Source organism: Nostoc sp. XA010 (assembly GCF_020829625.1).
In the GTDB taxonomy this organism is placed as follows: Bacteria; Cyanobacteriota; Cyanobacteriia; order Cyanobacteriales; family Nostocaceae; genus Nostoc.
Genome location: NZ_JAIVFX010000029.1, coordinates 42,977 through 58,957 on the forward strand (window position 1 = coordinate 42,977; position 15,981 = coordinate 58,957).

The 15,981-nt window shown below is 41.9% G+C and carries 13 protein-coding genes; 10 read left to right on the forward strand and 3 right to left on the reverse strand.

From position 1 onward, the window contains the following. Nucleotides 1–126: 126 nt before the first annotated feature. Nucleotides 127–1,527, forward strand: coding sequence for a sugar porter family MFS transporter (locus tag LC608_RS28025; protein ID WP_229556699.1), 1,401 nt, complete (start codon nt 127–129; stop codon nt 1,525–1,527). Nucleotides 1,528–1,951: 424 nt separating this feature from the next. Then, nucleotides 1,952–3,565, forward strand: a complete 1,614-nt coding sequence (locus tag LC608_RS28030; RefSeq protein ID WP_229556700.1) for an iron uptake porin — start codon at nt 1,952–1,954, stop codon at nt 3,563–3,565. Nucleotides 3,566–3,579: 14 nt separating this feature from the next. On the opposite strand, the gene LC608_RS28035 is transcribed toward LC608_RS28030, so the two are convergent. Then, nucleotides 3,580–3,750, reverse strand: a complete 171-nt coding sequence (locus LC608_RS28035; RefSeq protein WP_229556701.1) for a hypothetical protein — start codon at nt 3,748–3,750, stop codon at nt 3,580–3,582. Between the two features lie 404 nt (nt 3,751–4,154). Between LC608_RS28035 and LC608_RS28040 the strand changes: the two genes are divergently transcribed. The 3 genes from LC608_RS28040 to LC608_RS28050 all read left to right on the forward strand — a co-directional run bounded on the left by LC608_RS28040 (nt 4,155) and on the right by LC608_RS28050 (nt 9,178). Continuing rightward, entirely contained in the window at nt 4,155–4,625 is a 471-nt protein-coding gene (locus LC608_RS28040) for an NADAR family protein (protein ID WP_229556702.1), read from the forward strand. Nucleotides 4,626–5,185: 560 nt separating this feature from the next. Next, nucleotides 5,186–7,918 (forward strand): GAF domain-containing protein, encoded by a 2,733-nt coding sequence (locus LC608_RS28045; RefSeq protein ID WP_229556703.1) that lies wholly within the window; start codon nt 5,186–5,188, stop codon nt 7,916–7,918. 489 nt (nt 7,919–8,407) lie between these two features. Continuing rightward, a complete protein-coding gene (locus LC608_RS28050) occupies nt 8,408–9,178 on the forward strand; it encodes a hypothetical protein (protein ID WP_229556704.1) in 771 nt (256 codons plus the stop codon). 17 nt (nt 9,179–9,195) lie between these two features. Here the strand turns inward: LC608_RS28050 and LC608_RS28055 are convergent, their stop codons facing one another. Beyond that, entirely contained in the window at nt 9,196–10,050 is an 855-nt protein-coding gene (locus LC608_RS28055) for a phosphate/phosphite/phosphonate ABC transporter substrate-binding protein (RefSeq protein WP_229556705.1), read from the reverse strand. Between the two features lie 186 nt (nt 10,051–10,236). On the opposite strand from LC608_RS28055, the gene LC608_RS28060 reads away from it, so the two are divergent. From LC608_RS28060 to LC608_RS28075, 5 genes are all read left to right on the forward strand, one after another. Further along, nucleotides 10,237–10,599 (forward strand): DUF3365 domain-containing protein, encoded by a 363-nt coding sequence (locus LC608_RS28060; RefSeq protein WP_229556706.1) that lies wholly within the window; start codon nt 10,237–10,239, stop codon nt 10,597–10,599. Between the two features lie 86 nt (nt 10,600–10,685). After that, complete coding sequence (locus tag LC608_RS37690) at nt 10,686–10,787, forward strand: hypothetical protein (RefSeq protein WP_374108468.1); 102 nt, start codon at nt 10,686–10,688, stop codon at nt 10,785–10,787. A gap of 661 nt (nt 10,788–11,448) precedes the next feature. Then, complete coding sequence (locus tag LC608_RS28065; protein WP_229556707.1) at nt 11,449–12,819, forward strand: NB-ARC domain-containing protein; 1,371 nt, start codon at nt 11,449–11,451, stop codon at nt 12,817–12,819. 577 nt (nt 12,820–13,396) lie between these two features. Further along, the gene (locus tag LC608_RS28070; RefSeq protein WP_229556708.1) at nt 13,397–13,651 is read left to right on the forward strand and encodes a hypothetical protein; all 255 of its coding nucleotides are present in this window, start codon (nt 13,397–13,399) and stop codon (nt 13,649–13,651) included. A gap of 3 nt (nt 13,652–13,654) precedes the next feature. Further along, nucleotides 13,655–14,914, forward strand: a complete 1,260-nt coding sequence (locus tag LC608_RS28075; RefSeq protein WP_229556733.1) for a murein transglycosylase A — start codon at nt 13,655–13,657, stop codon at nt 14,912–14,914. A gap of 78 nt (nt 14,915–14,992) precedes the next feature. Here LC608_RS28075 and LC608_RS28080 read toward each other — a convergent pair whose 3' ends face one another. Then, the gene (locus tag LC608_RS28080) at nt 14,993–15,862 is read right to left on the reverse strand and encodes a DUF5895 domain-containing protein (protein ID WP_229556709.1); all 870 of its coding nucleotides are present in this window, start codon (nt 15,860–15,862) and stop codon (nt 14,993–14,995) included. Between the last annotated feature and the right edge of the window lie 119 nt (nt 15,863–15,981).

Here is a 15,981-nt window from a genome sequence, read left to right on the forward strand (position 1 = left end):
ATACTTCTCTACGAGAGGCTGCGCCCTAAGCGTAGCTATGCCGCAGGCTTTACGACTTCTCTACGAGACGCACTCGCGTTCGCTCAGTACAAGTGCCCAATGCCCAATATATAAAATATATAAACTATGACATCTACTACTACTCGTCGCAAATCCAGCACATTTTATGTAATTTTGATTGCTGGTGCTGCTGCCCTCGGCGGCTTTCTGTTCGGTTTTGACACCGCAGTGATTAACGGTGCAGTTGGAGCTATTGCTACAGCCTTTAACGCCAATAGTGTAGAGACTGGTCTTGCCGTATCCCTGGCATTATTGGGGTCTGCGGTAGGAGCCTTTTATGCAGGGAAGATCGCAGACCGTTATGGTCGAGTCAAGGCAATGGTAGCATCTTCAGTGTTGTTTACCATCAGTGCCATTGGTTCCGGGCTTCCCTTTGGAATTTGGGATTTTACCTTTTGGCGGGTATTGGGTGGGATTGCAGTTGGTGTTGCTAGCGTTATCGCGCCAGCTTATATCGCCGAATGTTCTCCTAGCCATTTGCGAGGAAGATTAGGATCTCTGCAACAATTAGCGATCGTAGTTGGGATTTTCATTGCACTCCTATGCGACTACTTTATTGCTGTATCAGCAGGTTCAGCCGAGTCGCCGTTTTTGTTTGGCATAGCCGCTTGGCGCTGGATGTTTTGGACAGAAATTCCTCCAGCCGTACTATATGGAATGTCAGCCTTAATGATTCCTGAATCTCCCCGGTACTTGGTTGCTCAAGGACGGGAACCAGAAGCTGCTAACGTTCTGACCAAGATTTTGGGAGGTGACGTGCTGGCAAAAATTGAAGAAATTCGGCAGACAGTACTTCGAGAACGCGAACCCAGATTTTCTGACCTCTTAAGCAGAAATGGTGGACTCCTTCGGATTGTTTGGATAGGAATCGGCTTATCGGTATTACAGCAATTCGTTGGTATTAATGTAATCTTCTACTACAGCAGTATTTTGTGGCGTGCAGTCGGGTTTTCAGAACAAAGTTCCTTAACAATCACGGTGATTACAGGAGCCGTCAACATTATTACAACATTGATTGCGATCGCCTTTGTAGATAAATTTGGTCGCAAGCCCTTGCTTATAGTAGGGTCGATTGGCATGACCTTGACCTTGGGAACGATGACTTATCTTTTTGGCAACGCTCCCCTAGATGCTGCTGGGAACCCCAATCTCACCGGAAGCGCCGGGACTCTGGCTCTCATTGCAGCCAACCTCTATGTATTTTGCTTCGGTTTCTCCTGGGGACCAGTGGTTTGGGTACTGTTGGGAGAAATGTTTAATAACAAAATTCGAGCGGCTGCACTTTCAATTGCTGCTGCAATGCAATGGGTTGCGAATTTCCTCATTTCCATAACATTTCCTCCCATACTGAAAAATTTCGGTCTAGGTTCTGCCTATGGACTCTATACAATTGCGGCAGCTACCTCATTCTTTTTCATTCTCTTTTTTATTAAAGAAACCAAAGGAATTGAGTTAGAAGATATGTAATTCGTATCTCTGTATCCTCTGCGGCAAGCACCTACGCATCGACGAACCGCAGAGGCGCAGAGAACTTATATCGTGTCCCGTTAAAGACTTATCATTAAGAGCGCAAGCGGGCAGGGGGAAAAAGAGTTTTCAAGTTCTTGCACAGATGCAGGAATTATAACTAATTTGCCGGACATGATATCAGAGAGAAGAAAGAGAGATTTTAACGAATGATTTAGGATTGCTATAAAAATTAACTGTGGGCTGTTTTAAGTATTGTTTAATTATGAATTAATTATTTGCTTACTACATTGTTTTAATTAAAAAAATATCGGCTTATAATCTGTAAATTTAAAGCTGATAAGCTCAGAACTAAAAGCTTTCGTCCGAGTATTATCTTCTTATTTACAAAGTCATAATTAAACCATTATCAAGTAATAAGCCAATGCTAAAAATTATTTTTCATAGCTTTTTTATCTTATTTTTGGCAATTCCAGCAGTTTGGGCAGCACCTCCCAAAGATGATTCTAATGCAGTAGATGCTAATAGGAATCTGGAGGGACAAGTTAATTCTGTTTCCCAACTTTCTGATGTCAAACCAAGCGATTGGGCATTTCAGGCATTGCAATCATTGGTCGAACGTTATGGCTGTATTGCAGGTTATCCTAACGCAACCTATCGCGGTAATCGTGCGTTGAGTCGTTATGAATTTGCAGCTGGTTTAAATGCCTGTTTAGACCGGGTGAATGAATTAATTGCTGCGGGTACTAATGATTTAGTTAAAAAAGAAGATTTGGCAGTGCTGCAAAATTTGCAAACAGAGTTTGCGACAGAATTGGTAACTCTGCGTGGGCGGGTGGATACCCTGGAGGCACACACAGCAACGTTGGAAGAGCAGCAATTTTCTACTACTACCAAGCTAACTGCTCAAATTATTACCGCCGTTAGTGATACTTTTGGTAATAGCGTGGGTGGCGAACGCGATGATTCCCGTCCCTACTTTGCAAATCGGGGTCGTCTCAACTTAGAGAGTAGCTTTACGGGGAAAGATTTGTTGCGAGTCCGCCTGGAGTTTGGCAACTTTGCGAATTCTAATGGTACAAGCCAAATTGCCACCGCCACAGGTACAGGGATGACACGCCTTAACTTCGACAATGACAGCAACGATACACTTCTTGTCCCCCACATCCGTTACTACTTCCCAGTCAGTGAGTCTCTTAACTTCGTTGTTGGCCCCACAGGCATTGGTTACACCGATATTTCAACCACCGTCACTCCCCCCAGAATCGCAGACGACGGCAATGGGGTTCCCTCCCTTTTTGGATCATACAGTCCCTTATTCCGGCGAGGTGGCGGTGGTGCAGCCGCTAACTGGAACATTACCAAAGACTTGGTTCTCACCTTGGGTTATTTAGCCAGCAGTCCTAATGTCCCATCGGCTAGCAACGGCTTGTTTGATGGCGGCTACAACGCCTTGGCGCACTTAGCCTATTATGGTGAGCAAGGAGCGATCGGTGTTGCCTACTCTCATGGCTATAGCCCTGCTGGAGCAGTCGATGTCGCAGCTGGGACGGGTAGCGCCCTGTCAAACGCTCCTTTTGGTAACAACATTGCTACTTCCAACGATATTGTCGGCGCACAGGGATTCTATCGCTTCTCCCCGAATTTCCAAATCCACGCTTGGGGTGGATATATTTGGGCAAATGCCAAGAGTTCTGGTTTGAGTGATATTTCCAATGGCAGAGGTGGAACAGATTCTCTATTTGTGAACAATGGTGACAATGCCAACGTCTGGTTTGGGGCGATCGGTATGTCGTTTCCTGATGTGGGGGGTGAGGGTAACTTGCCGGGAATTCTCTTTGGTATACCGCCGCGTGTCTCTAACAGTGATGTCCGTCAAGACCAAGACAACGCTTACCATATCGAAGCATTCTATCGTTATCGTCTGAACGATAATATCTCAGTTACTCCTGGTTTTTGGGTGATTCTCAACCCAGAAAACGACAGCAGAAATGATACGCAGTATGTGGGTGTAATTCGCACAACCTTCGATTTTTAACCGAATGTGAATAGCTATTTTGGTGAATTAGGGCTATCAATACCAGGAGTATGAGGGGGAATACCTAGTGCATCTTTTAACTGCTGTTCTGTAACTCCTAACTTTGCCGTCGCCGCTTTAAAATCAGGTCGAGGTGGACGCTGATTGCGATCGCCTGGATTCGGAGGAAAAGGTAGGGTGTTCATGTTTCTAATTAAGCCACCTTAAAATTACAGTCCACCTGCTTTCTGAATTACAGTTTTGTAATTTAAGCACAAGGATGAAGAACTTATACTGAAACAGTAAGTAAAGTAGTGAAGGCTTGTGAACGTTCTGTTTGTCGAAGATGAAGCAAAAATTGCTAACTTTGTCCGGGCTGGACTGAAGGAGCACAGCATTCACCCTTACCTTATCCATGAAGTTACAAAATTGAGCGATCGCTAGACCATGCCCAATTCCTAGAGTGAAGTTTGAGAATCTTTATAAGCCGTTGGGAAGAATCCTTGGTGATATGAACCGAGAGAAAATCTGTTTGATAAGCTCGATTTTGGGTTGCGAGTGCGATCTTTCAGCTACCCTGAAATTGAATATATAAAAGAGCAATTTTCAAATGACCATTTACTTTTATAAGGTTTGGCAGCCTTATGGCTGTTTTTCTAACTTTTCTCCCCACGGAATCCATATCCAGGGCATTTACTGGCCAACGGTTGAGCATTATTATCAAGCGCAAAAGTTTGTTAGCAGCACAGATGCGGCAATTATACCCGTCATCCATGCTGCCGCTACCCCAGAAGAAGCTGCCGCGTTGGGAAGATGTAGCTCTCGCCAACTCCGTCGAGACTGGGATTTGGTCAAAACTGAAATTATGCGAGAAGCTGTCCTCAAAAAGTTTATCACTCATATTGATATTAGAGAAGTTCTCCTGAACACAGGCGATGAGATTTTGATTGAAAACTCCCCAACCGATTCTTTTTGGGGCTGTGGTGCTAATAGAGCAGGTCTTAACCATCTCGGCAAAACTCTCATGAGTGTGCGTGAAGAAATCCGTAACTTACTATCTTTAACGGTAATTTACGAATAATTTAATCAAGATAGTTACATTCAATATAAAATCAGTAATTCGACGGGGAATAGTAAAATTCCCCAGCCAAAAATCTTTGAAACAGTTGCCAATAATTTAGTTATTTATTTGAAAAATTTTAATTAATGGAATTAATGGGCAAAAACAATAAAAAATATTTTTATTTAATTTAACCCAGTTTTTAAGTCAAAAATTAAGTAATATTACTGAAATAATTTAATGGTTGAGAGTATAAAATTAATAGGTATCAATGATTAAAATTCCTTAATTTCAAACTTGAAACAGAGGTTTTGAAAGTAGTTAATGAGACATCAAATTACTTGATGTCTCCCTAAATTAACTTTAGAAGGGTTAGAGGGATTAAGCAAAATATCTAATACTTTTCAAATATCCTCTGCTCAATTTTCAAAGATATTTGCCACAGATGCACGCCCAGAGCAAATGCATTTGTCGCAGGAATTTTTGGAAATGGGATGAAAATCAAGGCATTGTTAAGTTGAAAACTCTAAACAGCGACAATTATAAAAAAAATTATACTTCAGTCATGGTGTATATAAGCAATGACATTTACCGATAAACCAAAAGGGTTGCAGCAAAGCTTAGATCAAGAAAGTTTACTGCACCAGATGATAAATCAGATCAGGCGATCGCTCGACCTCCAAGAGATATTAACGACTACCGTTAGCCAGGTACGTTTATTTTTGGGTGTAGATCGGGTAAAGGTGTATCGTTTTGATACCGATGGTAGCGGTGAAGTTATTGCTGAATCTATCAATGAGCAGCGTCTGCCATCCTTATTAGGGCAGCGCTTCCCTGCTGATGATATTCCACAAGAAGCTAGGGAGATGTTTTTGTTAGCGGGGCAACGTTCGATTGTGGATGTGGCAAACGGGAAGATCGGGATATCGCCTCTACAGTCAAAAGAAACTGGTAAACTTCTACGAACTAATATCCACTATCGGCAGGTAGACCCGTGCCATATTCAATACTTAAAGGCAATGGGTGTGCAGTCTTCGTTGATAGTACCAATTTTAGATTGCGATCCACAAGAACAATCGGCAAAGCCTAAATTGTGGGGATTGCTGGTATCTCATCACAGTAAACCGCGAAAAGTTTCCAAGCGGGAACTAAAAGTATTGCAGCAAGTAGCTGACCAAGTAGCGATCGCGATCGCTCAAAGTAATCTCCTCACCGCAACCCGCACCAAGCAAGAACGAGAAGCTACTATTAACCGAGTAACCACGCTATTACATAAACTGCCGACAGTCCAATTGCAGGGGGCGCTAGAAGAAGTTATTACTGCCTTCAATGGAACAGGTGGCAGGCTTTACATTGAACAGAGTCAGGAACTATACACCTGGGGCGACCAACCAACGCTCCCCTACGAGTTAGATAACAATATTATCGAACAGCATCCCATCTGGCAAAACTGGATGGCTGAGTGTAAAGAAGGGAATATTTGGGCAACAACTGACCTGTATAAAGAGCCATATTTACGAGTTTTGGCTTTAGCATTCCGTTCAACTCAAATTCGCGGACTTATAGTGATTCCCCTACATGACCGAGAAAAATTTATCGGTGTATTAAGCATTTTTCGCTCTGAATTTGAAACGGAAATCTTGTGGGCGGGACGATGTGAAAAAAATCAGCGGCAACTATTACCCCAGCTTTCCTTTGAGCTTTGGCGAGAGCAAAAAAAGGGGCAATCATCTGAGTGGAAACCAGAAGACATCTCATTAGCGCAAGCCTTGTACTATCATTTCTCAATGGCAATTCAGCAGCAACAAATGTTTAGACAGGTACAAACCCTGAATGCCAATCTAGAACTGCGGGTGCAAGAGCAAACTTATGAACTCGAAAAATCATTACTATTTACCAAGGTACTCAAGCAAGTTACAGAGCATATTCGCCGCACATTAGACTTGCAGATAACTCTGCAATCCATCGTTCGGGAAGTTCGTCCCCTGCTAAATTCAGACCGAGTGCTGATTTTTGAACTGAAGAGTAAATCCGTGATTGTAGAAGAAATTAATGGCAATTGGCAGTCAGTTTTGGGAGCGAATCTACCACCGGAATGCTTCCCTGATGAGTATACCCGTCTATATTATCAGGGCAGGGTACGGGCAGTTAACAACGTTTCGACAGCTTCTTTAAGTGAATGTCATCGAAAGTTTTTGCAGAGTCTGCAAGTGCAAGCAACCTTAATAGTTCCCATTAATATAGGTATGGAAGTATGGGGGTTACTAATAGCCCATGAGTGTGAGACTCCTAGAAATTGGGAGGATGCAGAAATTGATTTATTGCAACAGCTAGGAGATCAGGCTGTGATCGCTATTCAACAAGCACAACTCTACGAACAAACCTGTAATGCCGAAGCTGAAGCCAGAAATCAAGCTGCCCAGTTAGAGCATACCCTACATGAACTCCAACAAACACAGACAAGATTGATTCACACCGAAAAAATGTCCGGTTTAGGACAGTTGGTCGCAGGTGTCGCCCACGAAATCAACAACCCTGTTAACTTTATCTACGGTAATCTCTGCCACGCCAGTGATTACACTGAAGAACTGCTAGAAATTTTACGCCTCTACCAGTTACACTATCCCCACCCTCATAGTGAAATTAAGGCAGCGCTCAAAGCGATCGATTTTGAATTTTTGGTAGAAGACCTCCCGAAAATGATTACCTCAATGCAAGTAGGAAGCGATCGCATCCGTTCAATAGTGCTGTCGTTACGCAGTTTTTCTCGCTTGGATGAGGCTGAAAACAAGCGTGTTGACTTGCATGAAGGCATTGACAACACCTTGTTGATTTTGCGACATCGGCTCAAAGCTAATGGTGATTTCCCAGGTATTGAAGTCATCAAAGATTATGGCAATATACCACGGGTGGAATGCTATGCCGGTCAAATGAATCAGGTATTCATGAATATTATCAGTAATGCTATAGATGCGCTAGAAATGGAGAATCGGAGTAAGAGGGACAAAGAGAATGCCCAATACCCAATGCCCACTATTCAGATTTCCACTAGAATCTCAGCAGACAATTCTCGTCTATTAATTCGTATTAGCGACAATGGATCTGGGATGACTGAAGAGGTGAAAAAGCGGATTTTTGACCCGTTTTACACTACCAAACCTGTGGGTAAGGGTACAGGACTAGGATTGGCAATCAGCTATCAAATTATTGTCGAAAAACATGGTGGAATAATGGAGTGCATTTCAGAACCTGGCAAAGGTACAGAGTTCTGGATTGAAATTCCCGTAAAGCCTCCAGCCACAATAGATCGCTAAAGGTAGAGGAATCGTTAATAATTTAAAATTAAAGACATTTCAGACGAAGATTTAAACCCCAACTGAGACAAATGACTAAAGTAAAGTTTAGTTGCAAAAAAAAACCTCTTATCCAGAAGTGATAATCTAATAATAGAAGCTAATAAAGCTTCCCTGGCAGATAATAACAGCTGCATTTGGAATGTAATAAGAGGTAAAAGACGCTGTTTAACTTAAATCTGTCTCGTCAAAACACAGCAACACCCAACGCGAAAACTGCTATTTCCTCAAATATGGAATATCAGGGGGCCCTGTAACTGGTTTTTATAACTTGTTTACACAAGCGATGAAAGTTGGTACATCCCTGGTTATGATAAATAATAAGAGGAAATAGTTCAGCGAGTAGAGGTTTGGGTGTTGTTGTGTTTAAAGAGAAGTCTGAGATAGGGACTCCTCTTGGTGTAAGATTATCCGAAGTTAAAGAGTGAAAAATAGTTTAAATAGCGCCTTATGTCAATTATTGCGCTCAGAGCGTGGTATCTACAGGATTACGAGCCGATTCCAGAACTGGAAAAACGTCCGCCAGACATTCGCTTAAGTAAAAAAAGCCTGCTGAGATCAGCATTGCGAGCAGACTTTTTAGAAGAAAGCGACGAAGTTAGGAAATCAACTTGGTTTGGACGCTATCTGGAAGGGGAAAATATTGAATTTTATATTGAAGGTAGTGGTGGCTATTGCGTCGCCAACATTGACTTAATTAGTCATGAAATTTATTTTACCAAACAGGCGCTGTTGGCTCAGTTAGAACCAACGATTTTTTTATCGTATCAAACAGAGTATGCCGCAGCCACAAATGTTCTAAGAGAAGAACTGCGAAAAAGTTTGGACAGTTTAAACAAGCGATCGCGCCTTCCCCTAACATTAGTAGAATCCTCTCGCCCCAGTGATGCTACTGTACGGATTAACCGCACGATCATGCGAAAAATCCGTAAAAGTTTGTTATTTATCGCTGACACCACGCCCATTGCTAGTATTGATGGTAAAGAAACTCCCCAAGTAATTCCTAGCCCGAATGTCTGTATTGAAATTGGCTATGCTATCCAAAGTAAGCGGTCTGAACAGATTTTACTAGCGCACATGCAACGTCCCGATTTTGAAGGGCAATTTCCCTTCGACTTACCGACACAGCAAATTTTGCAATTCCAAGACACCACAGAATTAAATAAAATCCTCACAGGAACACTTCAAAACCAATTAGCACGATTCAAATTGTTTTTTTGAGCAATCCGCGATCTAAATCAAAATAAACGAACAGGCTTATTTTGCAGCTTGGAAGTAATGGAACTCACCCGATCAACCACAGAAATCATGTATTTGTAATCTGGTACTTGTCCATTGGGTACATACCCTACTTCTTCAGCCAAACCTGAAGGCGCATCGCTCATTACTTTACCGATAAACTCTTGACGCTTAAGTTCAACATTGGGCCCAATCAAGACTACACCCAAGGGTACATAGTGAGGGTCTTTAAATAGGATGCGGAATTGGGTTGACCCCAACTGTGAACCGTAGAGACTCAATTCAGCCTCCGAGACAGCACAGGCGATCGCTTTTCCCTCAGCGACCAATTCCAACGCGGCTTTAGGGGTAGGTGCAAATAGAATCTGTGCTATTGTTGTACCAAAAAGATTATAAAGTGGGAAATAATATCCTGTTGCTGAACCTAACTGACCTAAAGCGATTGTTTGACCTTGTAGCTGTTTTAATTCGGATATTGGATTGTCTTTGCGAACAACAAAGATTGAACGCAAATTACTAATACCTATTAAAGGAAACAGAGGAACATATTGGTGACGTGCGATCGCGATCGCAGCTAAACCTGGTGGAGCAAATACTAACGACCAAGCACGAGCCTCAAGGCGCTCAACGGCTTTGTTTTCATTAAAAGCAGGCTCTAGCTGAATTAATGCATTTGTCTTCTCGCCCAAGTAATTATTAAATTTGGCATATTGGTTAATTATTTGTTCGCCTCCACCATAGTTGATAACACCAATAGTTAATGTGCCCTCAAACTCCCGTGGTGATTGGCAAGCGGCAAATGTCAAACCTAGCAGATTAAACAGAAATAAACGACGGGGAAATCGCAAAAACATCACTAATTATGCTTAACTTAAGGGAATAACTTGGCTTTCAATACTCATTTAGATAAGTTTGATTGCTGTCTAAATAGGTTATATTGCGACAAAAAATTAATATTTATTTAAATATTGTTAAGATAATTTCTAACAGGTATAAATAAATATTAGACAAACTCAGATATCGCCTTAGTTGGTTAGGTTATGTTAAAGAACATTACCTTAAAGAACTTAAAAATAGGTGCTAAATTTAATTTACTTTTAATATTAGTTTTCATAGTCAGTATTTTGGGTAGTGGCGTTGCTTTATCCAGTGTACTTCAGGGAAGGGCCCAAAATGAAGTGGTTTCCCAAGCGGAGATTCTCATCCAAATGGTAAACGCAGTTAGAAACTATACACAAAATCATATAGTTCCCCTATTGGAACCGAGAGGTGAATTAGATTCAACGTTCACGCCTGAAATAATACCGACTTTTTCCGCAAAAGGGGTTTTTGAAAATTTTCGTAAAAACCGCAATATAGCAACTTTTTTCATAAAGATGCAACAGTTAATCGAACTAATTTAGCAGATAAAGCCGATAATTTTGAAACTTAACATGTAGAGCGTTTTCGCAACGAACCCAATACTCTAGAAATTACAGGCTTTCGCACCTTGTCAGAAAGTGAAGTATTTTATATTGCACAACCACTTAAGATTACACAGCAGCAATGTCTGCGGTGTAATTCTACATGGGGGGTGTCTTGGGCTATATAGGTTTGACCAAATCCACCTTTACCTGAAACCTGAAGGACTTGGTAACGTCCGTCTAATAATATAAAGTTGAAGTTGGAGCGAACAGAAGAATAGCGATCGCTTTCCAGGAAATCTCTAGATAGCGGTTGCAGATATAGGAATTTTTTAACCGCCTCTGCCCAAAGTTAGAGCGCCTTCACAACAGTACTTCACCCTTGTTTCAACTAGCCTTAGCCTTGCAACTACCATAGAATTGAGCAATTCGCGATCGCGATTTTAATAACTAACCGTAAAATTACTTAATGTCGGCGCGAGAAGAAAGCAAGTAACATAAATTTAATTGGATAAATTCGCTTTATTCAGTCTTTTAATTTTTACATACTTTCGGTCTTAAATAGTGTGTTTCATCTGTGTTCCCTAGCATAATTCTTTAACAACTCTTTTAAATGAGTTCAGCTTTTACAATCAAGACTTGATTGAAATGTAAATAACTTTGTAGCTTTCGCAGCTTAAGTTATTTACTGCTGGATTGTGCCAGTCATCTCCTGTTTGCTGCTGCATCTTACCAATGCACTACAGACGGTTATGCTTATCCATAAAAATACATTTATAACTTGCGAGGTTCCCCATGAAATCATAACACAGGAGCCGTAAACGTGGTGTAATCCTAACGTCCCAAGGATTGCAGAAACTCCAAGATGCAAAATCTAAATCAGAACATTATGATAATTTTGATAAACATTATACTCATGAAGTCTTAGGCTTTCGCATGGGGTTAGACCCAGATACAGTAGCAAAGGTATTTGCCTGTGAAATAGAGGTAGATCGGCAAACCCTAAAGTACTGTTTCCAAGCATTCAACCTACAACTAGAAACTCATGACTATCAGTTCATTAATCCAGATATCAACCCGCAGGAAAACTACACAAAAATTCAAAATCAAATTGATTGGGGAGAAGCACCAGATGTATCCCTTTTTTGCGGACGCACGGAAGAAGTGGCAACCCTGAAGCACTGGATTTTAGCTGAGTCTCTTACAAATGAGCCAATACCCTGCCGTCTCATTACCCTATTAGGCATGGGTGGGATCGGCAAAACCTGGCTATCGGTGAAGCTTGCTCAACAACTTCAGGATCAATTTGAGTTCGTGATTTGGCGATCGCTGCTCCCTAATCCTCCAGTTAACGATCTCCTAGCAGACCTGATCGCCGTCCTATCTGATGGCAAAGAAACCGAGCAGCCAAAACCATTCAATCACAAAATTTCACGACTGATTTATTATTTGCAACATCATCGTTGCTTACTGGTTTTAGACGGTGCTGACAGAGTTCTCCAAGAATGTGCCGCTCCAGAGATCACCCGTCGAGACTGTATCTGGCTCCAAGACACAGCCATCGGGGAATACTGCGAGTTGTTTAAAAGAGTGGGAGAAGCCACCCATCAAAGTTGCTTAATCTTGACTAGTCGTGTCAAATCCCATGAGATCACCTCGCTTGAAGGAAAGACACGACCTGTGCGAGTATTCTGTCTCCAAGGATTACAGGTTACAGATATACAAGAACTTTTCAAAACCAAAGGAATCTTTAGAGGAAAACCAGACAGCTGGAATCGATTAATCGCATCCTATGCAGGCAATCCCTATGCCCTAAACCGCGTTGCCACAACGATTCAACAGTTATTTAATGGCAGCATCACTGAATTTTTAAAGCAGAAAGTTACAGTTTTTGGTAAAATTTTCGACGGTTTAGACCAAGAATTTGAACAGCTGTCGGATACAGCTAAAGCAACGATTCAATGCATGGTACTCAATCGTCAACCCATTTCTTTTTCACAGCTACGAACAAAGATGCCATCGTCTGTTTCATCTCAAGAACTCCTGGAAAGCTTGGAACTACTAGAAGCGCGATCGTGGATTGATGCCAAATCAGGTATGTTCTCTCTCCAAACGATGATGATTGAATATGTCAAATCTTTTATTCTTGACGAGAAGATCGCCAAATTTCAGCCGAGTGCGTTTCTAGATCAAGAACATCAACGTCAGGTAGCAAGCTAGAACTGTCGGGGGAACTTTTGTCTAAGACTATGTTTCTTTAAGTTCATTACCACAACACCCAACAATCGCAATAAGCTGTCGCGCATCTAAATTGTACTTTTCGTACCCTGAAAAACTCGCTGTGAGGTTTTCAGCTTGAAAAATTAAATGCGTCTTAGCTTATCTACATAATTGGGCGTTTAGCTGCCTTGGCTTCTTGAATATCCTCTAGTAAATGCCAGGGCATTCGTTGACTGTTTAAGATGAAATTCTTTTTATCAAAAGTAGTTGTGCAATAAATTATCGACTCATCTGGGTATTTAATTCAACTTTGTACCGAGATTTTCGGGTAAGAATGAATGATGCTTTTTCAAATCAGATGTAGGCGTAGCAAGTCTTAGGCATCGCTAGTTTAAAAATTGTGTTTCTTACCCCTTTTTGGCAAAATTTTAAGCACTATTACTTATTGACAAATTGTTTATGGTCTTAAAATCTCAAGGATGTCCTCCAAATCCCCTGCTCCCGTATGCTTACCCTTTTCATTCGGGGGTTACGTGGTTAACAATGGGTTGAATGTTTTTTAAATAATTCAACTCTTATGGCTAGAACTCCAAATGAATATGCCGTATACCTCCTACTGGAAAGCGGCCACCGAGAAGAAGTACGTTTTCCTACTATTCAAGAGTTTCAGAAGTGGTATAGCAGCGAACTTGTGCCAAAATCTGCTTCAAATGACTTTATTAGCGTGCCGATCAAAAATATTCAAGGGGAATATATGGTAGTAAGACCTTCTCGGGTTGTGGCAATCCGGGTAGAACCCGTTTTTAGTTCCAGTGTTGAAAGATTCAACTAAATGATGAGAAAAACCTTTGCTTTGCTTTCCTTAAGTCTGGGAATTGCCCTTGTAAACCCTCTCTGGTCGGCTGTTGCTCAGGTTCCTAACTTCCTGCCGTTGCCAGTACCCATAGCTCCTGATCTTCCACCTCAGCCAGTACCAATTACTCCTGAGATAACGCCACCGCTAAAACCAATCGCTATCGGAAGCGATTGTAGGTTCCAGCAGACTTGCTTGGGTTGGGATGAGCAAATTTGGGGTCAAAGGGGTAAAATAGGCGATCGCAACGCGCTGTTGGCTTCCATTGATAATAGTTTGCTTTACCTAGCAAAGAAAGAAGCGATCGCAGCATATCAAAATTATCCGATGAAGGAAATTACCCTTGATCGCGTCCGCCGAAGTTTGTTACGCTTCCGCCAACTAGTTATCAGTTCTAAGTCAGCAGCGCAATTACAAGCTGCTGTCAGCCGAGAGTTTGTCTTTTACCAGTCTGTAGGTAACGATGGGAAAGGTACTGTTAAGTTCACTGCTTACTACGAACCTGTTTACACCGCCAGCCGTGTCAGGACTGCAATATATAAGTATCCTCTTTATCGGCTACCACCTGATTTCAGCCAATGGCGCAAACCCCACCCAAAACGAATTGATTTGGAAGGGAAGGATGGTTTAAAAGGGAATAAGAGTAAATTGCGAGGTTTAGAACTACTTTGGTTCCGCGATCGCTTAGACGCATACATGGTACATATCCAAGGTTCTGCCCAAATTAAGTTAACTAATGGCAAAACAACGTCAGTTGGCTATGCAGGTGGAACTGATTACCCTTGGACTAGTATCGGCAAAGAACTTGCGAAAGATGGCAAACTTCCACTGGCAGGATTGACAATGCCACGGATGACTGCTTTCTTCCGACAAAAGCCTCAGGAGTTGAGTAATTATCTGCCACGCTGGGAACGATTTATTTTCTTCCAAGAAACAAGCGGTAGACCAGCTACTGGTAGTATTCATGTGCCAGTAACAGCAGAACGTTCCATTGCTACAGATAAGTCTCTCATGCCACCGGGAGCGCTAGCGCTGATTTACAACTCATTTCCCTATCCTGCTGGTGGTGGCAAACTAGAGAGGCGTACTGTCAGCCGCTTTGTACTTGACCAGGATACAGGAAGCGCCATCAAAGGCCCGGGTCGGGTAGATTATTTCATGGGGTCTGGTAAACTAGCAGGCGATCGCGCTGGCATCACAGGCGGTAATGGTTCACTATATTATTTACTGCTCAAAGAATAAAGTTAGGAGTTAGGAGTTAAGAGTTAGGAGTTATTAATTCAAAACTCATCACTCCTCACTCCTCACTCTTCACTCTCCTTAGTACGGCGGATAAGCAAAATCATCTTCATCAGCATAAACGTAAGAGTTGGAAACTCCTGCCATTGCCAATTTAGGCGTTTCTAATTTTACAGCTTCCTTCCCAAAATCTTTGTATTCTTCAAAAGTCTTGCAAATCATTCTAGACTCAAGAGAATCGGAAGCAATTAAGTATTCTGTTAAAGTCCCTACCGTGGGATGTTTATAGTCTACAGTTGAAGCTACTAGAACTGTATTTGGTTCAATACCTCTTTCTTCACATTCAATTATCGGACAAAAAATGCCGTGAGCGTGGAACAATGGGCCTTTTGGTGTTAAGGGTTGCTTGCGGTAAACAGCATAAGCCTTTTCTAGTTCAGCGACGAATCCACTAACTACTTTGCCTTGTTGATATTCGCAGTAGGTTTTGCTGAAACTTGCTCCGGCTGCACCATTAAGAGTTAGTTGTAGTGGTGATTCATTTAAAAACTTTTTATTCTCTCCGACTATAAAAATTAGATAGCGAGTAAAGGTTTTAAATTTAAGTTTGTCGGCTAAAAAAGCATCATAATTCTCTTTGAGCGTACCCAGTTTTAAACCGCTTTCCCGGTCTTTGACAGACAATGGCCCCCGACGCACTATAACCACGCGTGGAGTAGTGGAAATAAAGACCGTTTCGACTCCAGAGGTAAATTCATGCTCCACTTGCTGCCAATTATCATCTGGCACAAAGCCGACAGCATTAGCATTATCCAGCTTAATTGCCAAACCGTGGGATTGCATACCATCTGTGCCATATCGAGGATTAATCATCTGACACCAGGGAAGGACTTGAGAAGGCGGTGCATTAAATTTCTCGTCTTCAAAGTCGAAATTAGCAGATGCTTTCATCGTTTTAGGCTATCAAAGTGTTTTCTTGAACAAGTTTATCGGCACGCTGCTCGTGGAGAGCCAGAAGCAGAGGGTTGTTACGAGCGTTGCTCGTCCCTTGCGCGTCACCCTCAAAAGAA